At 67.0% G+C, this 26,700-nt stretch carries 25 protein-coding genes and 1 tRNA gene; 17 read left to right on the top strand and 9 right to left on the bottom strand.

Annotated features, from left to right (window positions below; genetic code table 11):
* Window positions 1-4: 4 nt before the first annotated feature.
* The 7 genes from hisD to hisIE are packed head-to-tail and all read left to right on the top strand — an operon-like array spanning window position 5 to window position 6,294.
* Window positions 5-1,315 carry a histidinol dehydrogenase gene (hisD, locus tag ACIQ7H_RS04265; RefSeq protein WP_395788844.1) on the top strand — a complete coding sequence of 437 codons (1,311 nt, stop codon included), beginning with the start codon at window positions 5-7 and terminating at the stop codon, window positions 1,313-1,315.
* Window positions 1,312-2,412 carry a histidinol-phosphate transaminase gene (hisC, locus tag ACIQ7H_RS04260; protein WP_395788725.1) on the top strand — a complete coding sequence of 367 codons (1,101 nt, stop codon included), beginning with the start codon at window positions 1,312-1,314 and terminating at the stop codon, window positions 2,410-2,412. The genes hisD and hisC overlap by 4 nt, the downstream gene beginning before the upstream one ends.
* The gene (gene hisB, locus ACIQ7H_RS04255) at window positions 2,409-3,557 is read left to right on the top strand and encodes a bifunctional histidinol-phosphatase/imidazoleglycerol-phosphate dehydratase HisB (RefSeq protein WP_395788723.1); all 1,149 of its coding nucleotides are present in this window, start codon (window positions 2,409-2,411) and stop codon (window positions 3,555-3,557) included. Before hisC ends, hisB begins: the two co-directional genes overlap by 4 nt.
* Entirely contained in the window at window positions 3,557-4,156 is a 600-nt protein-coding gene (hisH, locus tag ACIQ7H_RS04250; protein WP_395788721.1) for an imidazole glycerol phosphate synthase subunit HisH, read from the top strand. Before hisB ends, hisH begins: the two co-directional genes overlap by 1 nt.
* A complete protein-coding gene (hisA, locus tag ACIQ7H_RS04245; protein WP_395788719.1) occupies window positions 4,153-4,890 on the top strand; it encodes a 1-(5-phosphoribosyl)-5-[(5-phosphoribosylamino)methylideneamino]imidazole-4-carboxamide isomerase in 738 nt (245 codons plus the stop codon). The genes hisH and hisA overlap by 4 nt, the downstream gene beginning before the upstream one ends.
* On the top strand, window positions 4,884-5,657 hold the full coding sequence (gene hisF / locus ACIQ7H_RS04240; RefSeq protein WP_395788717.1) for an imidazole glycerol phosphate synthase subunit HisF: 774 nt from the start codon (window positions 4,884-4,886) through the stop codon (window positions 5,655-5,657). The genes hisA and hisF overlap by 7 nt, the downstream gene beginning before the upstream one ends.
* The gene (gene hisIE / locus ACIQ7H_RS04235; protein ID WP_395788715.1) at window positions 5,650-6,294 is read left to right on the top strand and encodes a bifunctional phosphoribosyl-AMP cyclohydrolase/phosphoribosyl-ATP diphosphatase HisIE; all 645 of its coding nucleotides are present in this window, start codon (window positions 5,650-5,652) and stop codon (window positions 6,292-6,294) included. The genes hisF and hisIE overlap by 8 nt, the downstream gene beginning before the upstream one ends.
* Window positions 6,295-6,373: 79 nt before the next feature.
* Here the strand turns inward: hisIE and ACIQ7H_RS04230 are convergent, their stop codons facing one another.
* Complete coding sequence (locus ACIQ7H_RS04230) at window positions 6,374-7,138, bottom strand: 2OG-Fe dioxygenase family protein (protein WP_395788713.1); 765 nt, start codon at window positions 7,136-7,138, stop codon at window positions 6,374-6,376.
* 189 nt (window positions 7,139-7,327) lie between these two features.
* Between ACIQ7H_RS04230 and ACIQ7H_RS04225 the strand changes: the two genes are divergently transcribed.
* Complete coding sequence (locus ACIQ7H_RS04225) at window positions 7,328-7,567, top strand: hypothetical protein (RefSeq protein WP_395788712.1); 240 nt, start codon at window positions 7,328-7,330, stop codon at window positions 7,565-7,567.
* A 50-nt stretch (window positions 7,568-7,617) separates the two neighbouring features.
* On the opposite strand, the gene cysC is transcribed toward ACIQ7H_RS04225, so the two are convergent.
* Window positions 7,618-9,555 (bottom strand): adenylyl-sulfate kinase, encoded by a 1,938-nt coding sequence (gene cysC / locus ACIQ7H_RS04220; RefSeq protein WP_395788710.1) that lies wholly within the window; start codon window positions 9,553-9,555, stop codon window positions 7,618-7,620.
* Window positions 9,555-10,454 (bottom strand): sulfate adenylyltransferase subunit CysD, encoded by a 900-nt coding sequence (gene cysD / locus ACIQ7H_RS04215; RefSeq protein WP_395788708.1) that lies wholly within the window; start codon window positions 10,452-10,454, stop codon window positions 9,555-9,557. The genes cysC and cysD overlap by 1 nt, the downstream gene beginning before the upstream one ends.
* A gap of 130 nt (window positions 10,455-10,584) precedes the next feature.
* Here cysD and ACIQ7H_RS04210 point away from each other — a divergent pair.
* The 5 genes from ACIQ7H_RS04210 (at window position 10,585) to ACIQ7H_RS04190 (ending at window position 14,867) form a co-directional block, all read left to right on the top strand.
* A tRNA-Leu gene (locus ACIQ7H_RS04210) sits at window positions 10,585-10,668 on the top strand.
* A gap of 294 nt (window positions 10,669-10,962) precedes the next feature.
* Window positions 10,963-11,181 carry a hypothetical protein gene (locus ACIQ7H_RS04205; protein WP_395788706.1) on the top strand — a complete coding sequence of 73 codons (219 nt, stop codon included), beginning with the start codon at window positions 10,963-10,965 and terminating at the stop codon, window positions 11,179-11,181.
* A 50-nt stretch (window positions 11,182-11,231) separates the two neighbouring features.
* Window positions 11,232-12,884, top strand: coding sequence for an FMN-binding glutamate synthase family protein (locus ACIQ7H_RS04200; protein WP_395788704.1), 1,653 nt, complete (start codon window positions 11,232-11,234; stop codon window positions 12,882-12,884).
* A gap of 33 nt (window positions 12,885-12,917) precedes the next feature.
* The gene (locus ACIQ7H_RS04195) at window positions 12,918-13,811 is read left to right on the top strand and encodes an adenylate/guanylate cyclase domain-containing protein (RefSeq protein WP_395788702.1); all 894 of its coding nucleotides are present in this window, start codon (window positions 12,918-12,920) and stop codon (window positions 13,809-13,811) included.
* Between the two features lie 120 nt (window positions 13,812-13,931).
* Window positions 13,932-14,867 (top strand): dimethylarginine dimethylaminohydrolase family protein, encoded by a 936-nt coding sequence (locus ACIQ7H_RS04190; RefSeq protein WP_395788701.1) that lies wholly within the window; start codon window positions 13,932-13,934, stop codon window positions 14,865-14,867.
* Here the strand turns inward: ACIQ7H_RS04190 and ACIQ7H_RS04185 are convergent.
* The 3 genes from ACIQ7H_RS04185 to ACIQ7H_RS04175 all read right to left on the bottom strand — a co-directional run bounded on the left by ACIQ7H_RS04185 (window position 14,789) and on the right by ACIQ7H_RS04175 (window position 18,347).
* Window positions 14,789-16,021 (bottom strand): TIGR03862 family flavoprotein, encoded by a 1,233-nt coding sequence (locus ACIQ7H_RS04185; protein WP_395788700.1) that lies wholly within the window; start codon window positions 16,019-16,021, stop codon window positions 14,789-14,791. The two genes, ACIQ7H_RS04190 and ACIQ7H_RS04185, sit on opposite strands and share 79 nt — an antisense overlap.
* Window positions 16,018-16,827: an ion transporter gene (locus ACIQ7H_RS04180; protein WP_395788699.1), complete on the bottom strand. Its 810-nt coding sequence runs from the start codon at window positions 16,825-16,827 to the stop codon at window positions 16,018-16,020. The genes ACIQ7H_RS04185 and ACIQ7H_RS04180 overlap by 4 nt, the downstream gene beginning before the upstream one ends.
* Before the next feature lie 128 nt (window positions 16,828-16,955).
* On the bottom strand, window positions 16,956-18,347 hold the full coding sequence (locus ACIQ7H_RS04175; RefSeq protein WP_395788697.1) for an MBL fold metallo-hydrolase RNA specificity domain-containing protein: 1,392 nt from the start codon (window positions 18,345-18,347) through the stop codon (window positions 16,956-16,958).
* A gap of 115 nt (window positions 18,348-18,462) precedes the next feature.
* Between ACIQ7H_RS04175 and ACIQ7H_RS04170 the strand changes: the two genes are divergently transcribed.
* From ACIQ7H_RS04170 to ACIQ7H_RS04160, 3 genes are all read left to right on the top strand, one after another.
* Window positions 18,463-20,457: a M13-type metalloendopeptidase gene (locus ACIQ7H_RS04170; protein ID WP_395788695.1), complete on the top strand. Its 1,995-nt coding sequence runs from the start codon at window positions 18,463-18,465 to the stop codon at window positions 20,455-20,457.
* Between the two features lie 64 nt (window positions 20,458-20,521).
* Entirely contained in the window at window positions 20,522-21,670 is a 1,149-nt protein-coding gene (locus tag ACIQ7H_RS04165; protein ID WP_395788693.1) for a sensor histidine kinase, read from the top strand.
* Window positions 21,667-22,308, top strand: coding sequence for a response regulator (locus tag ACIQ7H_RS04160; protein ID WP_395788691.1), 642 nt, complete (start codon window positions 21,667-21,669; stop codon window positions 22,306-22,308). Before ACIQ7H_RS04165 ends, ACIQ7H_RS04160 begins: the two co-directional genes overlap by 4 nt.
* Before the next feature lie 18 nt (window positions 22,309-22,326).
* On the opposite strand, the gene ACIQ7H_RS04155 is transcribed toward ACIQ7H_RS04160, so the two are convergent.
* The 3 genes from ACIQ7H_RS04155 to parE all read right to left on the bottom strand — a co-directional run bounded on the left by ACIQ7H_RS04155 (window position 22,327) and on the right by parE (window position 25,898).
* Entirely contained in the window at window positions 22,327-23,265 is a 939-nt protein-coding gene (locus ACIQ7H_RS04155; RefSeq protein ID WP_395788842.1) for a DMT family transporter, read from the bottom strand.
* Between the two features lie 221 nt (window positions 23,266-23,486).
* Window positions 23,487-23,852, bottom strand: a complete 366-nt coding sequence (locus ACIQ7H_RS04150) for a VOC family protein (protein ID WP_395788689.1) — start codon at window positions 23,850-23,852, stop codon at window positions 23,487-23,489.
* 156 nt (window positions 23,853-24,008) lie between these two features.
* Entirely contained in the window at window positions 24,009-25,898 is a 1,890-nt protein-coding gene (gene parE, locus ACIQ7H_RS04145) for a DNA topoisomerase IV subunit B (protein WP_395788687.1), read from the bottom strand.
* A 589-nt stretch (window positions 25,899-26,487) separates the two neighbouring features.
* Between parE and ACIQ7H_RS04140 the strand changes: the two genes are divergently transcribed.
* A partial coding sequence (locus tag ACIQ7H_RS04140; protein WP_395788685.1) for a hypothetical protein occupies window positions 26,488-26,700 on the top strand: 213 nt, incomplete at its 3' end.

The following is a 26,700-nucleotide window of genomic DNA, read 5'->3' as shown; positions in this document are numbered from 1 at the left end:
TGACCTGCGCGTGCTGGACTGGAGTGCATTGGATGTGGCCGAGCGCCAGGCAAGCCTGCAGCGTCCCGCACAGGGCGCGCGCGCATCGCTGACGGAAACCGTGCAGCGGATCATTCGCCAGGTCCGCGCCGACGGCGACAGCACCTTGCGCGCGCTGACCCGCCGCTTCGACGGCTGCGAGCTCGACAGCCTGGCGGTGAGTGAAGCAGAGTTCGACGCGGCCGAAGCAATGGTTGCACCGGCGCTCAAGTCCGCGATCGAGCGCGCGATCGCACGGCTGATCGCGTTCCACCAGGCGGGTGCCCCCACCGGCTATTCGCTCGACACCGCGCCCGGCCTGCGCTGCGAGCGGGTGGTGCGGCCGATCGAGCGCGTTGGCCTGTATGTGCCCGCCGGCAGCGCGCCGCTGCCGTCCACCGCGATCATGTTGGGCGTGCCGGCGCGAATCGCAGGGTGCCCCGAGGTCGTACTGTGCACGCCGCCGAAGCCGGACGGTTCGGTCGATGCGACCGTACTGGTGGCCGCGCGTCTGTGCGGCATCTCGCGCGTACTCAAGCTCGGCGGCGCGCAGGCGGTGGCGGCGATGGCCTACGGCAGCGAGTCGGTGCCGAAGTGCGACAAGATCTTCGGTCCGGGCAATGCCTTCGTGACCGAGGCCAAGCTGCAGGTCGCCACCGACCCCGAAGGCGCGGCCATCGACATGCCGGCCGGCCCATCGGAAGTGCTGGTGATCGCCGATGCGGCCGCGTCGCCCGAGTTTGTCGCCGCCGACCTGCTGAGCCAGGCCGAGCACGGCCCGGACTCGCAGGTGCTGCTGTTGTCGGACTCACGTGCGCTGCTGGACGCGGTTGCGATTGAGCTGGAACGGCAGACTGCTGAATTGCCGCGCCAAGAGATTCTGGCCAAGGCGCTGGTGCATGCGCGCCTGATCCTGACCCGCGATATCGCCGAGGCGATCGACATCAGCAATCGCTATGCGCCTGAACACCTGATTCTGCAGGTCGACACGCCGCGGCAGTGGCTGCCGCGCGTGAGCAGCGCGGGCTCGGTGTTCCTGGGTGCGTTGGCGCCGGAAGCGCTCGGCGACTATTGCAGCGGCACCAACCACGTGCTGCCGACCTATGGCGCCGCGCGCGCCTACAGCGGCGTCTCGGTGGCGAGCTTCGTCAAGCTGATCACGGTGCAGGAAGTCAGCGCCGAAGGGCTCTCGACCGCCGGCCCCGATGCCGCCGAAATGGCCCGCGCCGAAGGCCTGATCGCCCACGAGCGCGCGGTCACGCGGCGCCTCGCGACGATCGCAGGAGGTCGGCCATGAGCGCGAACGATCTGCTCGCCCTGGTGCGCCCGGATCTGCGCGGATTCGGCGGCTATTCGTCGGCACGCAAGGAAGCCAGCGGCGGCCGGGTGTTTTTGAACGCCAACGAGTCACCTTGGGCGCCAGCGATTGAAGGCGGCGAGGGTCTGAACCGTTATCCCGAGCCGCAGCCCGAGGCCCTGGTCGAACGGCTGGCTGTGCTGTACGGCGCGCAGCCCGATGAGCTGCTGGTCGGGCGCGGCAGCGATGAGCCCATTGATCTGCTGGTGCGCGCCTTGTGCCGCGCCGGCGAGGACGCAGTGCTGATCTGCCCGCCGACCTTCGGCATGTACTCGGTGGCAGCGCGAGTCCAGAACGCGGCCTTGGTCGAGGTGCCGCTACGGGCGACCCAGGATCCGGCGCGACCGTTCGCACTGGATGCCGATGCGGTGATCGCTGCCGCGCTCGGCAATCCGGTCAAGCTGGTGTTTCTGTGTTCGCCCAACAACCCGACCGGCCAGGCGTTGCCGGTGGCGACCATCGAGCGGATTGCCGACGCTTTGGCCGGTCGCGCGATCGTGGTGGTGGATGAGGCCTATGGGGAATTCATGCGGCAGCCCTCTGCAGTCGGTTTGCGTGCGCGGTTTCCGCATCTGGCCGTGCTGCGCACGCTGTCGAAGGCGCATGCGCTGGCCGGCGCGCGCATTGGCAGCCTGATCGCCGCACCGGAGCTGATCCGGGTGCTGCGCGCGATCATGGCGCCGTATCCGATCTCCGCCCCGTGCGCCCGCGCCGCACTCGCAGCGCTGGAACCCACAGCGCTGGCACAGACTCAGGTCCACATCGCGCAGCTGATCGCTGAGCGCGAGGCGCTGCGCAGCGCGCTTGAACACGTGCCCGGCGTGCTTGGCGTGTACCCGTCGGATGCCAACTTTCTGGTCGTGCGCTGCATCGAACCAGCAGTGATCTACCGCCGCGCCTTGGCGGCCGGCGTGGTGCTGCGCGACGTCAGCCGCTACCCGCTGCTGGGCGACAGCCTGCGCATCTCGATCGGTACGCCGGCTGACAATGCTGCGGCGCTTGCCATATTCACCAACGCAGCAGAGGCGGCGGCATGAAGCGCATCCTGTTCGTCGACCGCGACGGCACCCTGATCGAAGAGCCTGCCGATTTCCAGATCGACGCCTACGCGAAGCTGCGCTTTGTCGAAGGCGTGATTCCGGCGATGCTGAAGCTCAAAGATGCCGGCTTCGAGTTCGTGATGGTGTCGAACCAGGACGGCCTCGGCACCGCCGCCTATCCGCAGGAGACTTTCGACGCTCCTCATGCGCTGATGATGCAGGTGTTCGAATCGCAGGGCATCGCGTTTCGCGAAGTGCTGATCGATACCAGCTTTCCGCAGGACAACGCGCCAACGCGCAAGCCGCGGCTGGGCCTGGTGATGCACTACCTGCGCGATCGCAGCATCGACCTCGCCGGCAGCGCGATGGTCGGCGACCGCGACACCGATATCGAGTTCGCCGACAACCTCGGCGTGCGTGGCTTCCGGCTGAAGGTCAGCGCCGGTGCGCAGGCCACGGCGAGCAAGGGGCCGGAGTACAGCTGGGCCGAGATCGCCCATCTGCTGGCCGACGCTCCGCGTATGGCCTCGGTGGAGCGCATCACCAAGGAAACCCGGATCGAGGTCCATGTGGACCTGGACCGTGCCGCAGAGCCGGTGGCGCTGACCGGCCTCGGCTACTTCGATCACATGCTGGAGCAGCTCGGCAAGCACGGCGGTTTCGCGCTCAAGCTGAAGTGCGCGGGCGATCTGCACATCGATGAGCATCACACCGTCGAAGACAGCGCGCTGGCGCTGGGCCAGGCATTGAAGCAGGCGCTCGGCGACAAACGTGGCATCGGCCGCTATGCCTGGGCGGCGGAGGGCGAGGGTGGCGATGTCGAAGCCTCGCCGGCCGCGCTGAACCTGGTGATCCCGATGGACGAGACCCTCGTGCGCGCCTCGCTCGACTTCGGTGGGCGGCCCTACTTCGTGTTCGACGGCGTGTTTCCGCGCGAGCGCGTCGGCGAGCTGCCGACCGAACTGGTGCCGCACTTCTTCCGCTCGTTGTGCGAGACGGCCGGCCTGAATCTGCATCTATCGGTGCGCGGCGACAATGCGCATCACATGGTCGAGGCCAGCTTCAAGGCGGTAGCGCGGGCGTTACGGGCGGCAATTCGCCGCGAGGGCCGCGATCTGCCCAGCACCAAGGGCACGCTGTGATGCGGCTGGCGGTGATCGACTCCGGCGTCGCCAACATCGGCTCGGTCTGCTACGCGCTGGAGCGTCTCGGCGTGCAGCCGCAGCTGGTGCGCAGCGCGTCCGAGCTTGGCCAGGCCGAGCGCGCGCTGCTGCCGGGTGTGGGTGCGGCGGGCGCGGCGATGGCGCGCCTGCGTGAGCTGGATCTGATCGAGGCCATCCGCAGCTTCCCGCGGCCGCTGTTCGGGATCTGCCTCGGCATGCAGCTGCTATTCGAGCGCAGCGCCGAAGGCGGTATCGAGACCTTGGGATTGATTCCGGGACCGATCGAAAAGCTGCCCGAATTCCCCGGCGTGCGGGTGCCTCACATGGGCTGGAACCGGCTGCAGCGGCGCGTCGAGTCGCCGCTGCTTGAGGGTATTCCCGAAGGCGCGCAGGCCTATTTCGTGCACAGCTACGCAGCGCCGGTCGGTGAATGGACGCTGGCGTCGAGCACGCACGGCGAGCCCTTCAGCGCCATCGTCCGCCGCGGCAACGTGGCCGGCGCGCAGTTCCATCCGGAGCGTTCGGCCGTCGTCGGTGCGCAGCTGCTGAAGAATTTCATCGAGTGGGACGGCCAATGAGCGGCTTCACTGCAATACCTGCGATCGATGTCCGCGGCGGGCGCGTGGTGCGTCTCAAGCAGGGCGACTACGCACAGGAAACTCGCTACCCGTCCGAGCCCCTGGCCTTGGCCCTGCGCTATGCCGAGGCCGGTGCCGACTGGCTGCATCTGGTAGACCTCGATGCGGCCCAGGCCGGCGGCTATACGCTTGCGCCGCTGGTCCGTTCGCTGCGCGAACAGTCGAAGCAGCGTATTCAGAGCGGCGGCGGCGTGCGCTCAGAGGCCGATGTCGAGGCGTTGCTGGCAGCCGGCGTCGAGCGCGTGGTGGTCGGATCGCTGGCGGTGAAGTCGGCCGATGAGGTGATCGGCTGGTTGCAGCGCTTCGGCGCCGAGCACCTGTGCATCGCACTCGACACCCGTCAGGACGCCGCCGGTGTGTGGCGTCTGCCGACCCACGGCTGGACCGAAAGTGCGGGCGAGGAACTGTTCGCCCTGGTGGATCGCTACCGTGCCGCGGGCCTGCGCCATCTGCTGTGCACCGACATCGCTCGCGATGGCATGTTGAACGGGCCAAATTTCGACCTTTACCGCACCCTGATCGAACGCGCGCCGGAGGTCCAGCTGATCGCCTCTGGCGGTGTCGCCGGGTTGGATGACATCCGCGCCGCGCGCGCTGTGGGCGCCGCCGGCGTGGTTCTGGGCAAGGCTTTGCTGGATGGCTGCTTCAGCGTCGAGGAGGCATTGGCATGCTGAGCAAGCGACTGATTCCGTGCCTGGATGTGCGCGATGGCCAGGTGGTCAAGGGCGTGCGCTTCCGCGATCACGTGGTGATGGGCGCGATCGAACAGCTGGCCGCGCGCTATCGCGATGCTGGTGCCGACGAGCTGGTGTTCTACGACATCACCGCCAGCCCCGAAGGCCGCAGCGTCGACCGCGGCTGGGTCGAGCGTGTGGCGCGGCTGATCGACATTCCGTTCTGCGTTGCCGGCGGCATCCGTTCGGTCGAGGATGCGCGCGCGATCCTGTTCGCGGGTGCCGACAAGATCTCGGTGAATTCGCCGGCGCTGGAGCGGCCCGAGCTGATCAACGAGTTGGCGGATGCCTTCGGCGTGCAGTGCGTGGTGGTCGGCATCGACAGCCTGCGCGACGAGGACTGCGAGTGGCGGGTGCGCCAGTACACCGGCGATCCCAGCAAGACCCGCGCCCTCAGCCGCCGTACGCTGGACTGGGTAGTCGAGGCGCAGCAGCGCGGCGCCGGCGAGATCGTGCTGAACTGCATGGGCACCGACGGCGTGCGTGCCGGTTTCGATATCGAGCAACTTCAGGCGGTGCGGGCGCTGTGTCGGGTGCCATTGGTGGCATCGGGTGGTGCCGGCACGCCCGAGCACTTTGCCGAGGTGTTCGAGCAGGCCGATGTCGATGCTGCACTCGCCGCCAGCGTGTTCCACTCGGGCGCGATCGCGATCCCCGATCTGAAGGTCTTTCTTGCCGCGCGCGGCATCGAGGTGCGTGATGTCTGAGCAGGTCGAAGTCACTCCGCACAGCCTGGAAATGCTCGACTGGAGCAAGCAGGACGGCCTGCTGCCGGCGGTGGTGCAGGACGCCAGCACCCTGCGCGTGCTGATGCTGGGCTACATGAATCGCGAAGCGGTCGAGATGACCCTGGCCTGTCGCCACGTGACCTTCTTCAGCCGCAGCAAGGGCCGGCTGTGGACCAAGGGCGAGCGTAGCGGGCATGTGCTGAAACTGGTCAGTATCGAGACCGACTGCGATGCCGACACCCTGCTGATCCAGGCGCATCCGCAGGGTCCAACCTGCCATCTCGAGCGCACCAGCTGTTTCCCGGACGCACCGGGCAGCTTTTTCGGCGACCTCGATGCCTTGGTCGCCCAACGCGAGCGCGAGCGGCCGGTCGGCAGCTACACCACCCGGCTGTTCGAGTCCGGCATTCGTCGCATCGCGCAGAAAGTGGGCGAAGAGGGCGTCGAAACCGCGCTGGCCGCGGTGGCGCAGGACGAAAGCGCCCTGCTGGGCGAAAGCGCCGATCTGATCTTTCACCTGCTGGTGCTGCTGCGCTCGCGCGGGCTGTCACTGGCAGATGTCGAAGCCGTGCTGAGACAGCGGCATGCGCAGGCGCCGAAGGTGCTGGCGGGATAGGACCGTCCGCAGCCTTGATGCGATCGCTGCCGCACCCTTGCGGCGCGGAGCGCTTGCCGAACGCCAGCCGCTAGTGCGGCTATCCGAGTTCGACCGCCATGATCTGTTCGGCGCGCCGAAAGGTCAGGACCAGCACGTCGCGCCACGCCGGCCGGGTGGGATCCACCGGTTCCACGGCGGTGACGCCATGACAGACCCGCTGGTCATCCACCAGGGCCAGATCCAGGGCCTCGGTCAGGGTGAATTCGCCCAGTTGTTCGGCGGCGCCTGCATGGATCGTGGTGGTGCCGCTGCGGATGTTGTGGCGCTGAACCAGGGCGACCAACACGTAGTCGACTCCATCGCGGTGCACGCCTTCTGGCGTGGGCAGGCCGGGCTGTCCGGGCTGCGCTTCAATCCGGAACTGATGCGCCTCGACCTGCCAGCGCTGCACCTCGGGAGCCAGCGCGCTGAACAGCCGCTGGGCATACGCGAACAGGCCGAGAAAGCTGCTGGTGGATGCGGTCGACTCCAGCACGGGCAGGAACCAGCGCTCGATCCCGCCGTTCAAGCGGTTGTAGTGCAGCGCCTGGTAGTGCGGTGCATCCGGCAGCCGTTCGATGCCGCGCTCGCTGGACGCTGAGAACACCGCGTGGCGGCGACGCCTATAGTGACCGCCGTCGGCCATGTGGGTATCGAGGCCGAGATCGTTCCAGCTGGCAGCAAATTCCGGCCAGTCGGCGAAGCTCGCCAAGCCGCCCAAGGCCTGCAGACTGCGCTCGCGCGGCAGGAAACAGAAGCCGCGTGCGGCGAGTTCGGCGTGGGTAGGGTCGGCGGTGGCGGCTGCGAGCGGCTGGATGTTCATCGCACAAGGATACGGCCGAGCGCAGCTGTTGGCGTCGGCATCGGGTCAAGAATCCGAGCGTTTATGGCGCGGCGCGCCGCCGCGGCACTGGACCCCGCGCCTGGGCCGGGACTTTTCTGCCAAGCTCGCGCATCGGGTCGGCGTGCCAGATCTGCACCGACATTCATGGTGAAACTGAGGAGACATTCGATGCGGTCGACTTTGATCGTTGTGGGGTTGGCGCTGGCCATTGGCGGCGGCGTGTTGTTCTCCGGGCTGATCCAGCTGGGCAGCAAGGATGAGGTGCTGCGCGTGGGCGACAAGGCGCTGGAGATCGGTGACGGCGGGATCCGCATCGCCGACCGCGGAGACAATAACCGCACGCTCGGCATCGTGCTGATGGTAGTGGGCGGCGTGGCCTTTCTGGTCGGCGCGCTGCGCAAGCGTTGAGGATCGGACTCCGGCCGCTGTGCTGCAGCCGGAGTCACGCTGACAAGTGGTTAGAGATCACCCTCCAGCACTCCGGCAACACGCAAGGCGGCAATCACCTCGGCCGCCGCCGCTTCCGGCGCGAGCACGCCGGTGTGCAAATGCAGTTCAGGCGCCTCGGGTTGTTCATAGGCTGAATCGATGCCGGTGAAGTTGCGCAGTTCACCGCGCCGGGCTTTGGCGTAGAGGCCCTTGACGTCCCGCGCCTCGGCGACTTCGAGCGGGGTGTCGACGAACACCTCGAAGAACTCACCCTCGGCCAGCAGGCCGCGGGCGAATGCTCGCTCGCTGCGGAAGGGCGAGATGAACGACACCAGACAGATCAGGCCGGCATCGGCCATCAGCTTCGCCACCTCGGCGACGCGGCGTATGTTCTCCACCCGGTCAGCATCGGTGAAGCCGAGATCCTTGTTCAGGCCGTGGCGCACGTTGTCGCCGTCCAGCAGATAGGTATGTTTGCCCAAGGCGTGCAGCTGCTGCTCGACGCGGTTGGCGATGGTCGATTTGCCCGCGCCCGAGAGCCCCGTGAACCACAGCACCGCCGGCTTCTGGCCCTTCTGCCCGGCGCGCTTGTAGCGATCGATATCCAGCGCCTGCCAGTGCAGGTTGGAGGCGCGACGCAGCGCGTGGCGGACCATCACCGCGCCGACGGTCTGGTGGCTCAGCGTGTCGATCAGGATGCCGCCGCCCAGGCCCGGGTTGTCCGCATAAGCCTCGAAGGGCAGGGCGCGGTCAAGAGCCAGATTGACGCGACCGATCTCGTTGACCGCCAGCGTGCGCGCAGCCAGCTGCTCCAGGGTTTCGACGTTGAGCCGGTACTTCGGCGACGCCGGCGTTGCCAGCGCGCTGGCCGCACCCAGCTGCAGCCGATACGGTCGCCCCGGCAGCATCGGCTGCTCGCCCAGCCAGACGATGTCGACCTCGAACTGGTCGCTGGCCTCGACCGGATCCGTGGCTGCGCACAGCACATCGCCACGGCTGGAGTCGATCTCATCCTCCAGCGCCACCACGATCGATTGGCCCGGATGCGCGACCTCCAGTGCGCGCTCACCCAGCCACAGCCCGCGCACCTTCGAGGTCTGCCCTGAAGGCACGCTGCGCAGGCTGTCGCCCACCCGCAGCGCGCCGCCCTGCAGCTGGCCGGCGAAGCCGCGGAAGTCGGCATCCGGACGCACCACCCAGCTCACCGGCAGACGCGGCACGTGGCGCGGGCGCGGTGGTGCGGACGCGAGCTCGGCGGCGATGGACTCCAGATGCTCCAGCAGCGACGGGCCGGCATACCAGGGCATGCGCGCACTGCGCTGCACCAGGTTGTCGCCGGCGATGGCGCACAGGGGAATCGGCTGCACGTGGTCCAGCCCAACCCGCGTGGCGAAATCGGCGAAGCGCTCATTGATCCGCTCAAAGGCCTCGGGATCGAAGTCGATGCGATCCATCTTGTTCACAGCCAGCACCACCCGCTGGATGCCCAGCAGGGCGGCGATGCAGGCGTGCCGCAGGGTCTGCGGCAGCAGGCCCTGGCGCGCATCGACCAACAGCACGGCGAGATCGCAGTGGCTGGCGGCGGTCACCATATTGCGGGTGTATTCGGCGTGGCCAGGGGAATCGGCGACGATGAAGGCCGTGCGCTGGGTTCCGAAATAGCGCCAGGCCACGTCGATGGTGATGCCCTGTTCGCGCTCGGCCGAGAGACCGTCCAGCAGCAGGGCGTAGTCGACCTGTTCGCCGCGGGTGCCGTGGCGGCGCGAGAGCACTTCGAGATTGGCAAGCTGGTCATCCGGCACGCTGTCGGTCTCGAACAGCAGGCGGCCGATCAGGGTGCTCTTGCCGTCGTCGACGCTGCCGCAGGTGAGCAGGCGCAGATGCGGGCGATGCTCGGGCGCGGGCAGGGCTATGGCGGCGGTCTCGGCAGGGGCGGCGTGCGGAACGGAATGGGGCAGGGCGCTCATCAGAAATATCCCTCCTGCTTCTTCTGCTCCATCGAGGCCGCGCCGTCGCCGTCGATCAGTCGACCCTGGCGCTCGGACGCTCGCGAAGCTGCCATCTCGGCCAGCACGGCGGGCAGATCCTTGGCCTCGCTTTCGACTGCGCCGGTGAGCGGATAGCAGCCCAGGGTGCGGAAACGCACGCTGATCAGCTGAGCCTGCTCGCCGGGTTCGAGCGGCAGGCGCTCGTCATCAACCATGATCCAGGCGCCCGAACGCCGCACCACTGGACGCAGCTTGGCGAAGTACAGCGGCACCACCTCGATGTTCTCGCGCTCGATGTAGCGCCAGATGTCGGCTTCGGTCCAGTTCGACAGCGGGAACACACGGAAGGTCTCACCGGGCGCATGGCGCAGGTTGAACTGCTGCCACAGCTCGGGCCGCTGGCGCTTGGGCTCCCAGCGGTGGCCGGGGCTGCGGTGGCTGACGATGCGTTCCTTCGCGCGTGAAGCCTCTTCGTCACGACGGGCGCCACCGAAGGCTGCGTCAAAGCCATGCGTATCCAGCGCCTGGCGCAGGGCCTGGGTCTTCATGACATCGGTGTGCACCGCGCTGCCGTGAGTGATGGGGTTCACGCCCGCGGCCTGGCCTTCGAGGTTCGTGTGCACGATCAGATCCAGCCCGAGCCGACGCGCAAGCCCGTCGCGGAACTCGATCATCTCGCGGAACTTCCAGCCGGTGTCGATGTGCAGCAGTGGAAAGGGCAGGCGTCCGGGGGCGAAGGCCTTGCGCGCCAGATGAAGCAGCACGCCGCTGTCCTTGCCGATGGAGTACAGCAGCACCGGCGTGCGCGCCGCCGCAGCGGCCTCGCGGAAGATGTGCAGACTTTCGGCTTCAAGCCGGTCGAGATGAGTGAGGGACATGGGCCGCAGGCTGTGATCGGATGAGCGGCAGCTTAGCCGACCGGCCCGCCGTGGCCGGGGCGGTTCTCTCCAACCCATAGAACCAAAAGGTCCCAAGCCCAACCAAGCAAGGGTTACACTGCGCGCCGCCGCCCGGATGGCGAAACCGGTAGACGCAGCAGACTTAAAATCTGCTATCCGCAAGGGTGTACGGGTTCGAGTCCCGTTCTGGGCACACGGTTGCGAAGGTGGATGGATGCGACGATCCAACGAAGCCCACCACACCGTTTCAGCGAACCGACGTCATGGGGTGGGTCTTGACCCACCGGAGCTCAAGGCTCGCCCCGATTTGTTCCGCGCGGCACGGGCCCGCGGCCGCCGTCGACCCCCGCGTTGGTTTGCGTTGATACACCGCGGGTCGAAGCGGACTGCGGTATCAGTGGGTCAAGACCCACCCTATGCGTTTTTCGCCATGCGTTTCTCGCATCGGTGGGTCAACACCCAGTCTCTGATCAGTGGAGGTGATCCCATGTCCCCCGTCCGTCTCGAATTCGAACCCGCAGCCTCGCTCGGCGATGTGCCCGACGGCAGTTTCGCGCTGAGCGCGGGCGATGGTTTCGAGGGCGATGTGTATGCGCACTTTCACGGCGTGGAGTCGCTGGAGTTCGAGGAGGAGAGTCTGGCCGAGCTGGAGCAGGCGGCCGCGAATCTCCGGCCCGGCCAAGTGCTGGCGATCCGCCACCGCTGAAGCCATAGCAGGCATCATGGCGGCGCCCTGCACGACGGAGCCGATGATCCATGCACTTGCGCTATCTGGCCTGGCTGGCCTGCCTCGTTCTCATCCCGGTGTCTGCAGTACTGGCGTTCAAGTTTGGCAACGGCTGGTGGTGGCTGTTCGCTGCGGCGGTGCTGCTCAGCCTGCAGGGCCTGCGTGATGTGCTGCAGACGCCGCGCGCGCTGCTCCGCAACTACCCGCTGCTGGCCCACTTCCGCTATCTGATCGAGTCGATCCGGCCAGAGATCCGCCAGTACCTGCTGGAGGGCGATGAGGAGCAGACGCCGTTCTCGCGTGCGCAGCGCTCGATTGTCTACCAGCGCGCCAAGAACACGCTCGACAAGCGCCCCTTCGGCACCCAGCTTGATGTCTACAAGCCGCAGTACGAGTGGATCAACCACAGCCTGCAGCCGGTGGATCTGACTGATCACGATTTCCGTATCCAGATCGGCGGGCCGGACTGCAGCCAGCCGTACTCGGCCAGCGTGTTCAACATCTCGGCGATGAGCTTCGGCTCGCTGTCGGCCGCCGCCATCCAGGCGTTGAATGCGGGCGCCAAACGCGGCGGTTTCTACCACGACACGGGCGAGGGTTCGATCTCGCGCTACCACCGGCAGCACGGTGGCGATCTGGTGTGGGAGATCGGCTCCGGCTACTTCGGCTGCCGCAATCCTGATGGATCGTTCAGCGAAGAGCGTTTCGTCGAGAACGCGCTGGATCCGCAGGTGAAGATGATCGAGCTCAAGCTCAGCCAGGGCGCGAAGCCGGGGCAGGGCGGGATTCTGCCCGGGGCCAAGGTCACGCCGGAGATCGCCGAGGCGCGCGGTGTGCCGGTGGGCACGGACTGTCTGTCGCCGGCGCGTCATCGCGCGTTTGATACGCCGATCGGCCTGCTGCAGTTCATCGCGCGTCTGCGCACGCTGTCCGGCGGCAAGCCGACCGGGTTCAAGCTGGCAATCGGGCACCCTTGGGAGTGGTTCGCGATCGCGCGGGCGATGATCGAAACCGGCATCACGCCGGATTTCATCGTCGTGGATGGCGGCGAAGGCGGCACCGGCGCAGCGCCGCTGGAGTTTACAAACCACGTCGGCGCGCCTTTGACCGAGGCGCTGATCCTGGTCCACAACACCCTGGTCGGACTCAACCTGCGCAGCAAGATCAAGATCGGTGCCGCCGGCAAGATCGTCACCGGCTTCGACATGGCGCGGACGCTCGCAATCGGCGCCGACTGGTGCAACTCGGCGCGCGGCTTCATGTTCGCGCTGGGCTGCATCCAGTCGCAGAGCTGCCACACCGACAAATGCCCGACCGGCGTTGCGACCCAGGACCCGCTGCGCCAGCGCGCGCTCGTGGTGCCGGACAAAGCCGAGCGCGTGTTTCATTTCCAGCAGAACTCGCTGAAGGCGCTGCGCGACCTGTTGGCGGCGTCCGGGCTCTCGCACCCCGACCAGCTCGGACCCGAGCACATCATTCGCCGGGTGTCCGGGCAGGAGATCCGCTCGCTGGCCAACCTGCACTTCTTCGTCAAACCCGGCGAGCTGCTGGTCGGGGTGCCCAAGCATGCGGTGTTCGAGCTGTTCTGGCCGCTGGCGCGTGCCGACAGCTTCGCCGCACCGGCGCCGGTCAAGGCCTTCGAGAAGGCCACGGCGCCCACATCGGCTGCAGCGGTGCCGTGACGCCCGTGCCGGCATTGCCTATCATGGCTGCCCATGAGTGCTACCCAGCCGATCACAATCCTGTTCGCCGATATCAGCGGCAGCACCCGGCTGTTCGAAACCCTGGGTGATGTCGATGCGCGCCGGATCATTTCCAGCGCGCTGACCGCACTGGTGCGGATCAGCAATGGCCACGGCGGTCGGCTGATCAAGACCATCGGCGACGAGATCATGTGTACCTTCCCGGCCGCGGTGCAGGCGGCGATGGCGGCCTGCGACATGCAGCGCTGCATTTCCACTGACCCGGCGTTCGTGGCTGACGCGCTCGGGATCCGGGTCGGGTTTCATCACGGCGAAGCGCTGCTCGAGAACGGCGATGTCTACGGCGATGCGGTCAATGTGGCCGCGCGGATGGCAGCCTTGTCCAAGCGCGAACAGATCGTCACCACCGCCAGCACGCTCAAAGACTTCACCAGTATCGGCGGCATCCGTTCGCGCGCGCTGGGGCGGGCGAGGGTGGCGGGCAAGCTGCTGCCGATCGAAATCGTTGATCTGATCTGGCAGGAAGACACCTCCAACCTGACCTCCATCCAGCGCGCCATCCGCGTCGAAGACACCCAGCAGGGCAGCCGTTTGACCCTGCGTCATCGCGGTCGCGCGATCGAGCTGCGCGAGGATGGCCCGCCCTTCACCATGGGGCGTGATCCGGCCAGCGGGCTGTCGATCGAAACCGAGTGGGTCAGCCGTCACCACGCCACCCTGGAGTGCCGGCGCGGGCTGTGGCTGCTGATCGATCGCAGCACCAATGGCAGCTTCGTGCGGATTGGTGATGAAGACGAACTGCGCGTGCACCGCAACGAGCTGCCGCTGCGGCGCGGCGGCTGCATCAGCCTCGGCCAGACGGTCGCAGCCGGCGCGGCCGATCTGCTGATGTTCGAGATCGGCTGACCGATCGCGGCCCCGCGCGGCTGATCGCGCCGGCGCTGACATCAGACTGCAAGTTCACGGTCGCGCGGCTGTCATGCGAACGCGGCAGCTTGGGCTGATCCCAAGCCGGAGTGTTCGCTCGTGACCCAGTCCGCGCAGATCCTGCTGTGCCCGCCGCGCTATTTCGATCTCAGCTACGTCATCAACCCGTGGATGCAGGCGAACTTCGGCGCCCTTGACCCGAGCCGGGCGGCGCGGCAGTGGCGCGCGCTGCGCAGAAGCCTGGCGGACTTAGCTGAGCTGCACGAGCTGCCGGCAGTCGCGGGGCTGCCGGACTATGTCTTCACCGCCAATGCGGGCCTGGTGTTCGGCAAGGTGTTCGTACCCTCGCGGTTCCGCCACGCCGAGCGTCAGGCCGAGCCCGAGTTCAGTCGCGCCTGGTTTCGCGAGCAGGGCTTCGAGATCCGGACGTTGCCGCCGAAGCTGATCTTCGAGGGTGCCGGCGACGCCTTGTTCGAATCGGAAACAACCCGACTGTGGATGGGCTATGGGCCGCGCAGCGAAGCCGCGGCGGCGCCTGCACTGGCACGCCTGCTCGGGGTTGAGGTTGAACCGCTGCAGCTTGTCGACCCGCGCTTCTATCATCTCGACACCTGCTTCTGTCCGTTGCCGCGCGGTGGCCTGCTGTACTTCCCCGCGGCCTTCGACGCCGAGTCGCGGCTGCGCATCCAGGCGGCGTTTCCGGCCGATCGGCGGATCGCGGTGGTCGAGGCGGAAGCACTGCGCTTCGCCTGCAATGCGATCTGCGTCGACAACACGGTGATCGCCGACGGTATCGCTGACGCCACTGAAGCGCGCCTGGGCCATCTAGGGCTCGACGTGCTGCGGGTCGAGCTCGATGAGTTCCAGAAATCCGGCGGCTCAGCCAAGTGCTTGACTCTGCGCCTGGATGTTCCGAGCAGGAATGTTCTGAACGGGCAGGCTCGGCCGCGTGCCGCTCAGTCCCGCGCGGCGAGCCAGGCCAGCACGCCCTCGGCCGCACAGCGCCCGCTGGCGAAGCAGGCGGTCAGCAGGTAGCCTCCGGTCGGTGCTTCCCAGTCCAGCATCTCGCCGGCGCAGAACACACCGGGTAGCTTGCGGATCATCAACTGCGCGTCCAGGGCTTCGGCACGGACGCCGCCGGCGCTGCTGATGGCCTCGTCAATGGGCCGCGTTCGCAGCAGCCGCAGTGGCACCGCTTTCAGCGCCGGCAGTAGCTGGGCGGGATCGCTCATCGATGATTTCGGCAGGCATTGGTAGACCAAGGCCAGTCGCGCACCGTCGAGGCCCAGCCGCTTGCGCAGACGCGTGCCGCCGCTCTCGCCCGGGCGCGCTTGCTGCCAGCGCGTGACCAGCGATTCCAAGCTCTGACCCGGAAACAGGTCGAGCAGAATATCGGTGTGGCCGAGCGCGTCGATCTGCTCGCGCAGTTCGGCCGAGAGTGCGTAGATCAGACTGCCTTCGACGCCATGCTCGGTCAGCACGAATTCGCCCTGTCGCGTCTGCAGCTGTCCGTGGCCGTCCCGCCACTGCAAGGCCACCGGCTTGACTGGCAGCCCGGCCTGGCGCACTCGGAAGTCCGCCGACCAGTCGCACTCGAAACCGCAGTTGCTGGGTGCCAGCGTGCGCACATCCGCGCCGGCACTACGCAGCGCATCGACCCAGCCGCCGTCGGTGCCGAGCTTGGCCCAGGAGCCACCGCCCAGGGCCAGCACAACGGCATCGAACTCGAACTCCAGCGGCCCGTGTTCGCTGTCGAGACGCAGGCGGCGCCCGCTGAGCGCGGTCAGTCGATGGCCCATGTGGAAGGCCACGCCGGATGCACGCAGCCGCCGCACCCAGCCGCGCAGCAGCGGCGCGGCCTTCAGATCCGTCGGGAACACGCGCCCGGAGCTGCCGACAAAGGTCTCAACCCCGAGGTCCCGTGCCCAATCGCGCAGCGCGTCAGCATCGAAGCGCTGCAGCCAGCCGCGCACCCAGTCGGCGCGCTCGCGATAGCGGGCGACAAAGGGCTCGAAGCCTTCGCTGTGGGTGAGGTTCAGTCCGCCCTTGCCGGCGATCAGGATCTTGCGGCCGACCGAGCCCATGCGATCGAACAGGTCGACTTCAAGCCCGGCAGCACGCAGCCGTTCGGCCGCCATCAGGCCCGCCGGGCCGCCGCCGACGACGGCAATGCGGGCCGCGGGATTCATCGAGGCGGTGGGCTAGCATCCAGGCGCTCGGCCAGCGCCTTGATCTGCGCGCGCAGGGCGCGCACTTCGGCCACCAGCGGTTCTTCGCCCTTGGTCACTGCCTGTTCGACCACGCGCTCGCGCTCGGAATCGATTTCGCTCTGCATCGCCGAGACGACCACACCAATGAACAGGTTCAGCGCGGTGAAACTGGTGGCGAGGATGAAGGGGATGAAGAACAGCCAGGAGTACGGGTGCACTTCCATCACCGGTCGCACGATGCCCATCGACCACGATTCCAGCGTCATCACCTGGAACAGGGTGTAGGCCGAGGCGGCTACGCTGCCGAACCACTCCGGGAAGTCGGCGCCGAACAGCTTGGTCGCCATCACCGAGCTGACGTAGAAGATCAGCGACAGCAGCATCACGATCGAGGCCATGCCCGGCATCGCACCTAGCAGTGCGCCGACCACGCGCTTCAGCGAGGGCACGATGGTGATCAGGCGCAGCACGCGCAGGATGCGCAGCGCTCGCAGCACCGTCAGCGGCCCGGAGGCCGGTACGAGGGCCACGGCGACCACGGCGAAGTCGAACACGTTCCACGGATCGCGGAAGAATCGCAGCCCGCGCACATAGAGCTTTGCAGCGATCTCGACGCAGAACACGCTGAGTGCGGCCTTGTCGAGCAGGTGCAGCCAGTCGCCGAATCGCGCCATGACGCTGGCATCGGTCTCCAGCCCAAGGGTGACCGCATTGATCAGAATGACGATGAGCACGAACCGCTCGGTACGAGGGTCGGCCAGCACGCGCTCAAGCAGGGCCTTCATGGAGCGATCTCTGTACGTGGGGAGGGCGACGATTCTAGCGTTGTGGCGCCCGCACCCGGGTGGCGCCGGCGCGCAAAGTTCTTCCTCGCGCTTCCCCGATACAGGTGTCGAAGCGCACAGCACCGAGCTCAAACGTCGAACATCTCACCCGCCGCCGGCACCCGCACGTCGCAGCCGTACTGCGCCATCAGGCGCTGCTGCAGTCCGCTGCGGGCGTCGTCTTCGCCGTGGACCAATGCGACCCGCGGATGCTTGGGGATTGCTCCGTACCACTCGGCTAGGCCGTTCTGGTCAGCGTGGGCGGACAAGCCACCGACGGTGTGACGACGTGCCTTGACCCGAATCCGCTCGCCGAAGATGTCGACGAACTCGGCGCCGTCGACCAGCCTGCGGCCCAGCGTGCCGCGCGCCTGATAGCCGACGAACACCACGTGGGCGTTCTCGCGCCACAGGTTGTGGCGCAGATGGTGGCGAATGCGGCCGCCGTTGCACATGCCGCTGCCGGCAATGATGATGCAGCCGCCGCCGCGGGCGTTCAGCGCCTGCGAGTCCTGCACGCTGCTGACGAGGCGCAGATTGCTCAGGCCGAAGGGATGACCGTTGCCGGCCCAGGCGGCGCGCCCTGGCGCATCGAACAGTTGGGCGTGTCGCCCGTACACCTCGGTGACCCGCATCGCCATTGGCGAATCGAGATAGATCTGCCAGCGATCGAGGTGCCAGCGCTCGAAATGCTCGGCCATCCAGTACAGCAGTTCCTGGCTGCGGCCGACCGCGAAGGCGGGGATCAGCACATTGCCGCGTTCGTGTGCGGCGACGTCGAACACTTCGCCGAGTTCGTCAATCGTCGATTGCCGCGAGCGGTGCAGCCGATCGCCGTAGGTGCTCTCCAGCAAGACCAGATCGGCGTGCGGAGCCGGTTCGGGGTCATGCATGATCGGCGTGCCCTTCGGGCCGAGATCACCGGAGAACACCAGGGTGCGGGGGCCGCTTGGGGTCTGTCCGGTCAGGCTCAGGCTTGCCGAGCCCAGAATGTGCCCGGCATCGCGCAGGGTCAGCTCAAGCCCGGGCAGGATTTCAGTCGGCTGACGGTAGTCCAGCGGTCGCAGCAGGCCCAGTGCATTGGCGACATCGCCGAGCGAATACAGCGGCTCAGCATCGGGCTCTTCACCGGCGCGCAGCTTGCGGCGGTTGTCGCGCTCTGCATCCACCGCCGCCAGCGATGCGGAATCTTCGAGCATGATCCGGGCCAGATCGGCGGTCGCCCTATGAGTGAATACCGGGCCGCTGAAGCCGCGCTTGACCAGCAGCGGCAGGCGCCCCAGATGATCGATGTGCGCATGGCTGATGATCACCGCGTCGAGCTGCGCCGGATCAAATGGGAACTCGTCGCGGTTGCGGCGGGATTCCTCATGGCCGCCTTGGATCATGCCGACATCGATCAGTACTCGCTGGGCGCCGAATTCCAGCAGATGGCAGGAGCCGGTGACTTCGCCGGCGGCGCCGTGGACGGTGATGCGCATGGTGGAATCTCGCGAGCGGGGGAGTCTCGATGATAGGCCAGCCTGTGATTGCCGCGCGGACAGTCCTTGCCCGCTAGACTGTGCGGCTGCCGCCCCTTCCAGGATTCTGTCGCTCATGTCGCTATCGATCCCTCTGAACTCGCTGCGCCTGCTGTGCGTCGCTGCGGGGCTTGCCGTGCTGGTTGCGCCGGCCTACGGATCCGCCGCGCTGGATGCGAGCCAGCGCGATGCCAGCATCGCGGCCTGCATGGATTTCTACCAGCACGCCAATGGCAGCTGGCTGTCGGCAAGCCCGGTGCCCGCAGGCTACGGCAGCTTCGGTTACACCGACGAACTACGCGCCGCGGTTGGCGAGCAGCAGCGGGCGTTGCTGAAGGGCTTCGCTGATGCGCCCGCCGATGCGCTGGATACCGCGATCGCCCGCGTGTACGCACTGGGCCTGGATGAGGCCGGCATCGAAAGCGCGGGTCTGAAGGATGCGCAGCCGTTTCTGACCCGAATTGACGCGATCTCCAAGCCGAAAGACCTCGCGCCCACTCTGGCTGAACTGCACCGCTGGGGCGCGCCGATCCTGTTCGGTTTCAGTGCCGCCGCCGATCTGGAGCCGCCGCAGCAGGTGATTGCCTACGCCAACCAGGGCGGGCTAGGACTTCCTGATCGCGATTACTACCTGCGCGAAGACGCCCCGGTACTTGAACTGCGTAGGGCCTATCGCGCCTACGTGGAGCGCCTGCTGGCGCTGGCCGGACGCGCTGAGCCCGGCGCCGAGGCGGATCGCGTGCTCGCATTCGAAACCGAGCTGGCGCGGGTGTCGCTGTCGCTGGAGCAATTGCGCGAGCCGCGCAACAGCTACCGGCCAACTGCACTGCGAGAGCTGGAGCGTCGCCATCCCAACCTGCGCTGGAAGGACTATCTGCGTGCGCAGGGCCTGCGTGGCATCAAGAGTTTCTCGTTGGCGCATCTCACCTTCTTCGACGCGGTCAACGCGCGCATGGAGTCGACGCCGCTGCCGGATTGGCAGGCCTACCTGCGCTTCCATGTGCTGCATGCGGCGGCGCCGTTCATCGGCCAAGCCTTCGTCAGTGCACACGATGACCTGTTTCTGAGCACCCTCGCCGGCCAGCAGCCGCCCGCGCGCGACCGTCGTGTACTCGGTCACCTGCAGAGCTTTCTCGGCGACGCCCTCGGCCAGCGCTACGCGCGGCAGTTCTTGCCGCCGGTGCGGCGCGAGAGTGCGCTCGGCTTCATCGAATCGATCCGCGCGCAGTTTCGCGCTGCCGTGGAGGGCGCCAGCTGGCTCGAAGCCGAGGGCCGCACTGCGCTGTTGACCGACATCGACGCCTTGACCTTGGCGGTTGGCGGTCCGGCGGACACGGCGTGGGGTGATTTCGAACTGGAGGCGGACAGCTATGCATCTGCGGTGCTGGCGCTTGCGCGTTTTCGCCATGCCAGCGATATGGCGACTGTCGGAAAGGCACCAACTCCGCGTTGGCCGATCGCTCCATCAAGCCTGCAGCCCAGCTACGACGCCAGCAGCCACACCCTCTACGTGCCGGCCGGGCTGTTGCAGTCGCCGCTGTTCGAGCCGGGCGGCGACATCGCCTTGAACCATGGCGGCGCCGGCGCCGTAATCGCACGCAGCCTGATGGCCGCGTTTGATCCCGCCTCAGGCGCGCGTCGAGGCCAGTTGAGCGAGGCCAGCCGCGAGGCCTTCGCCGCGCGCTCGCGAGGCCTGGTTGCGCAGTACGGTGGTTTCGCCGCGCTGGGTCCGCTGACCGTGAATGGCGCCGCGACCTGGAGCGAGAACGTGGCCGATCTCGCCGGTCTGCAAACCGCCTACACCGCGTTCATGGCAGCCGGCGGCGAGCAGGCCGAAAGTGTCGATGGGGTGACGTCGGCTCAGCGCTTTTTCTACGCCTGGGCACGCCTGCTGCGTCGCAACTATCTGGACGAAGCGCTGCGCCTGCAGCTCGCCAGCGATACGCGTGCGCCGGCCAAATACCGGGTCAATGGGCCGTTGCCGCACCTGTCGGCGTTCACCTCGGCCTTTGCCTGCGCCGCCAACTCACCGATGAGCCTGCCGGAGCCCGCGCGCGCGCTGATCTGGTGAGCAATGCTTGCGCTGTGACTAGATGCAGGGTGAAGCAGGGCCCGCCACGCCTATGATGGCGCCCATGCTGGCCCGCCTGAATCCAATGCAGCTGCTGCGGTTTGCGGGCCTGTTCACCTGGGGCTGCATGGGCGTGCCCCTGTTGATCGACCTGTTCCAGCAGGACATCAGCGGCAGCGACCTGTACTGGTGGCGGGTCTGCTACATCACTTTCGGCGTGTGCTACTGGCTGCTGACGCGCTCACCCGGCCCCAATCCGCGTGGGCGCTGGCTGCATCTGCTGCTGCTCGGGCTGTTGACCTTGTCGGCGATTGGCATCGGCCATTTCACCGGCACCGGCCTGTCCGGCGCATTCCTGATGGTGATCGCCGGGCTGTTGCCGTGGTTTCTTGCGACCGGCTGGGGCCTGGTCTGGCTGGTCGCCCAGCACAGCGCGCTGATCCCGGTGTTCCTGCAGCTTGAAGGCTTCGATCTGCTGAGCGCGCCGCTGCAGGCGATGCTGCTGTTCGGTTACTCGAGCTTCGTGTTCCTGACCAGCGTGGTCGCGCGGCGGCAGATGGAGGCGCAGGAGGAACAGCGCCGGCTGAACTCCGAGCTGCGCGCCACGCGCGCGCTGCTGGCGGAAAGTTCACGTTTGAACGAACGCACCCGCATCTCGCGTGAGCTGCATGATCTGCTGGGTCATCACCTGACTGCGCTCAGTCTCAATCTTGAAGTGGCCACCCATCTCAGCCAGGGCCGTGCGCAGGATCATGTCAAGCAGGCGCAGTCGCTGGCCAAACTGCTGCTGTCCGATGTGCGCGAGGCGGTCAGCCAGCTGCGCGGCGACGACGCGATCGATCTGCGTGAGGCCTTGTTCAGCCTGGTCGATGGGGTGCCCTCGTTGGAAGTGCGGCTGGATGTGCCCGCCGATTTCCGCGTCAGCGACCCCGGCCGCGCCCAGCTGATGCTGCGCGCCACCCAGGAAATCATCACCAATGCGGCGCGCCACTCAGGCGCCAGCCGGCTCGACCTGAGGATCGCCCGCGAAGGTGATCATGTTGTTCTGGAAGCTCGCGACAATGGCCGTGGCGCCAACGCAGTCGAGGCCGGCAACGGCCTGCGCGGCATGCGTGAGCGTCTGGCCGAATACTCTGGCGAACTGGTCATCCAGACCACCCCCGGCCAAGGCTTCGCCTTGCGCCTGCACCTACCTGTGGAGATCGCCGCATGATCCGTGTCTGCCTGGTCGACGACCAGACCCTGGTGCGCCAGGGTATTCGTTCACTGCTTGAACTCTCCGACAACATCCGCATCGTGGCCGAGGCCGGCGATGGCAAGCAGGCGCTGGACAAGATCGCCGAGGTGCGGCCGGATGTGGTGCTGCTGGACATGCGCATGCCGGTGATGGGCGGGATCGAAACCTTGCAACATCTCAGCCAGCGCGGCGACCTGCCGCCGACCATCATCCTCACCACCTTCGATGATGACCAGATGGTGCTGCAGGGCATCAAGCTCGGCGCGCGCGGCTTCCTGCTGAAGGATGTCTCGCTGGAGCAACTCGTCGACGCAGTGCAGACGGTCGCCGCCGGCGGCTCGCTGGTGCAGCCGGTGGTGACCCAGCGCCTGCTGTCGGGCCTGGAGCGCATGCAGAACGACTTCACCAGCCTGGATCGACCCGACCCGCTGACCGAGCGCGAAACCGAGATCCTGCGGCTGATGGCCGGTGGCTACAGCAACAAGGAAATCGCCAACTCGCTCGGTGTGGCGGAAGGTACGGTCAAGAACCATGTCTCCAACATCCTGAGCAAACTGGGCGTGCGTGACCGCACGCGCGCCGTGCTGAAGGCGTTCGAGCTGAAGTTGGTGTAGGTCGGAGTACCGGCGCGCTCAGTTGATTTCCTTGGACTCGCCCATAGCGGCGTTCTCCGGGTGCAGGGTCTTGCCCGGGCGTCGCAGCAGCGGCTGGGCGAACACCGCCAGAAGCAGGATCGCGACACCGGCATAGAAGCTCGAATCCAGCTCGCGTTGCTCGCTGAACAAAACCATCGCCAGCAGGATGGCGTAGACCGGCTCCAGGTTGATCGCCATCTGCGCCGAGAAGGCACTCATGTGGCGCAGCGCCACTAGGCTCAGCGTGAACGGCAGCAGGGTGCAGCCCAGCGAAAGCGCCAGCAGGAACAGGAAATCCTGGCCGTCGGGAATCAGGCCGCCGCCTTCGGCTGGAAGCGGAAACACCAGCAGCAGCGCTGGCGCGAGCAGGGTCAGGGTCAGGGTGCCGGCACCCAGTTCAATCGCGGTGACCGTCAGCGGCTCGCCGGCTTCGACGTAGCGCTTATTGAGCGCGCTGAACAAGGCGACGATGAAGGCTGACACCGCGCCCATCGCGATACCGGCGCGCATTTCCACCGGCACCCCGCCGACCACCAGAGCCACTCCCGGCAACACCGCGATACCCAGCGCCAGCTCGCCGCGCGAGAATGGACGCTTGGCGACCCAGGGTTCGATGAAGGCCAGAAACACCGGCCCCAGCGCCATGCAGGTGGCTCCAACTGAGGCGTTGGACAGCTTGATTGCGCCGTAGAAGGTCAGCCAATGCAGGGCCACCAGCGCGCCGATGCCGGCATAGATCAGCAGCAGCCGCGCAGGCATTTGACGCAGGCTGCGCCACACCGCAGGCACCAGCGCCAGCGCAGCGGTGACCAGCAGCATTCGCCACCACACCAGCGGCAGCGCGGTCAGGGTGATCAGCTTGCCGAGGATGGCGGTGAAGCCCCACAGCAGCACACAGAAGTGGATTTGCAGCTGGGCGCGGGTTGCGGGCGTCATGGCCACGAAGTGCTCGTTCTTGATGGCCGCGGTCGCGGCGCAGCGACATAGCCTGGGCAAACGCCGCCATAGCCGCAATACGAAGAACGGCCCCGCGACCGATTGTCAGCGGAGCCGTGTGGGATCGAGCCCAACAACGCGGAACAGCGTGGGCAGCAGTGGCTGGACGCAGCGGAACGGATGGAAGGCCCGCGCCGGATCCGCGGCACAGCCTGGGCGCATCAGCCCATATGGAACACGCACAGCTTGTTGCCATCGAGATCGCGGAAGTAGGCGGCGTAGAAGCCCGGGAAGCGCTCGCCGACCGCGCCCTCATCGGTGCCACCGAGTTCGAGCGCCTTGGCATGCAGGGCATCGACTTTGGCCCGGCTGTCGACCGCCAGCGAGGTCATCATGCCGTTGCCCGGATGGGCGGGCTGACCGTCATACGGCTTGATGACACCCACTGAGGGCCCCTTGCCTGTGGTCCACGAAATGAAGCGCGGACCCTGCATGCCGCGTTCGGCGCCGAGCGTGCCCAGCAGCGCATCGTAGTAGGCCGCTGCGCGGTCGAGATCATTGGTGCCGAGGGTGACGTAGCCGATCATGTGCAGCGCTCCAGTCGTGGGGATTGAGGGTGTGCGGGTTTGCAGTGTCGCCGTGCTGAGAGGCGCGGGACAGTGTGGCTTCCGTCACTCATCGTGCGGAATCCGCCCTGTTGCACGACTCCAGCGTGTTCTGTCTGAGCCCGAGCAAGCTCAGGCTCAGATCTCGATCGTCGCCAGATCACCCTTGGTTTCGAGCCAGGTCTTGCGATCGCCAGCGCGCTTCTTCGACAGCAGCATGTCCATCAGCGCGCGGGTTTCCTCCGGCGTATCGATGGTCAACTGGACCAAGCGTCGCGTGTCCGGGTGGATGGTCGATTCGCGCAGCTGCGAGGGGTTCATCTCGCCAAGGCCCTTGAAGCGGGTGACATTGACCGCGCCGCGGATTTTCTCGCGCTCGATCTTGTCGAGCAGCAGGCGCTTTTCTTCCTCGTCGAGCGCGTAGTACACCTGCTTGCCCACGTCGACGCGGAACAGCGGAGGCATCGCCACGAACACGTGGCCGGCGGCGACCAGGGCAGGGAAGTGCTGCAGGAACAGCGCCGACAGCAGGGTGGCGATGTGCAGACCGTCGGAGTCGGCATCGGCCAGCACCACGATCTTGCCGTAGCGCAGGCCGCTGATATCAGCGCTGCCGGGGTCGCAGCCGATCGCCACGGCCAAGTCGTGCACTTCCTGCGAGCCCAGCACCGCGCCGCTTTCGACCTCCCAGGTGTTCAGGATCTTGCCGCGCAGCGGCAGGATCGCCTGGAAGTCTTTGTCGCGCGCCTGCTTGGCGCTGCCGCCGGCGGAATCGCCCTCGACCAGGAACAGTTCAGTGCGCGACAGATCCTGGCTGGCGCAGTCGGCCAGCTTGCCGGGCAGGGCAGGGCCCTGGGTGATCTTCTTGCGGACGATCTGCTTTTCGGTCTTCAGGCGCGCGGCGGCGCGATCGATCGCCAGCTGAGCGATGCGCTCACCCATCTCGGTGTGCTGGTTGAGGAACAGCGAGAACGCATCGTGCACCGCGTTCTCGACGAACGCCGCCGCCTGACGCGAGGACAGGCGTTCCTTGGTCTGGCCGGAGAACTGCGGGTCAGTCAGCTTGAGGCTGATCACGCAGCAGACCCGGTCCCACACATCTTCCGGCGCAAGCTTGACGCCGCGCGGCAGCAGATTGCGGAAGTCGCAGAACTCGCGCAGGGCCTCGGTCAAACCCGAGCGCAGGCCATTGACGTGGGTGCCGCCCTGGGCGGTGGGGATCAGATTGACGTAGCTCTCCTGCACCAGCTCGCCGTCCGGCGCCCAGCACAGTGCCCAGTCGACGGCTTCGCTCTCGCGCTTCAAGGCGCCGACGAAGATCTCAGGCGGCAGGTAGTCGCGGTCGGCCAGCTGGGTCTTGAGGTAGTCGCGCAGGCCGTCTTCGTAGTACCAGCTGTCTTTCTCGCCGCTGGCCTCATCGAACAGCGTCACCTTCAGGCCCGGGCACAGCACCGCCTTGGCGCGCAGCAGATGGCGCAGATGGCGCAGCGAGTACTTCGGCGTGTCGAAGTACTTCGGGTCAGCCCAGAAACGCACGCGGGTGCCGGTGTTGCGCTTGCCCACCGTGCCGGTGATCTCCAGCGGTGTGGTGCGGTCGCCGTTGGCGAAGCACATCCGGTACTCGTTGCCATCGCGTCGGATCGACACCTCAACCCGCGTCGAAAGCGCGTTCACCACGCTGACGCCGACACCGTGCAGGCCGCCGGAGAAGGTGTAGTTCTTGCCGCTGAATTTGCCGCCGGCGTGCAGGCGCGTGAGGATCAGCTCGACGCCGGGGATGCCTTCTTCCGGATGGATGTCCACCGGCATGCCGCGGCCGTCGTCACCGACCTCGCAGCTGCCGTCGGCATACATGGTGACTTCGATGCTTTTGGCGTGTCCCGCCAGCGCTTCATCGACCGCGTTGTCGATGACCTCCTGGGCGAGATGATTCGGGCGCGTGGTGTCGGTGTACATGCCTGGACGGCGCTTGACGGGGTCAAGCCCGGACAGGACTTCGATATCGGCGGCGTTGTAGCGACTGCTCATGGTGTCTGCGGATGTCCTGAAGCGAAGCCAGCGCAGGGGCGCGGCTTGGGGGCGCCAAAGTTACCCGGTTTTGAGCCGGGGATGACTGTGGCAGTGCACGGTTCGGGCCGGCGGGCAGCTCCGTGAAGGCAGAATCCAACCCGCTGCACGTTCGGCCCCGCGGTGCTCGGCGCAAGCGTAGGCACAACACCAACGGGCTCAGCCTCTTAAGGTGCGCAAGCCGCCGAAGCTCTGCCGAATCATCAGGTTGTACGAAGCCGAAGGCGCGCCCAGGCCTGCTGGCCCTTGTGCCTCACGGGTGTCACCCGACCCGCCGATCTGCCCCGCCCATCGTGGTTGGGGGATCAACCTCAGGATTCGTGCGCGGCGCATGCGCCAGACCGTGAGTCTGGCCTAGGCGGGTGGGGGCGCGTTCTCGTCCACATTCAGTGCGCCGCGCGGCGCCGCTGCGCGGCCCTGGCTGGGTCTTGTCAGCCTCGACTCGCTGCTGGTCGGCACGGGCGAAGTTGCGACGATCGTCGGCCAGGAAATTGAAAAGCGTTGGTACCTCAAGTACAGCCTCCTCGCCGCTGAAGTCGCAGCAGGCCCTGTGCTCTACGCCGGCCGCACCGCAGTGGGTGCTGCCTTCCAGCAACAGATTGAGGGAGCGCAGGAAGCCGCCATCGGTTGGGCGGGCGGCCATCTGCGGGCTGCCGGTCGCACGGAGTCGGAAAGCGTCAGCGGTGGTGTTGGGGTACTGGCCCTGGGCGCACTCGCAGCGGGCGGCGTGGCTGGGGCGCTACTCAAGCTCAAAGCTGTTTCA

Source organism: Aquimonas sp. (genome assembly GCF_044377145.1).
Classification (GTDB): domain Bacteria; phylum Pseudomonadota; class Gammaproteobacteria; order Xanthomonadales; family Xanthomonadaceae; genus Aquimonas.
Note: the sequence above shows the minus strand (reverse complement) of the source record. Positions and strands in the feature narration are given on the sequence as shown.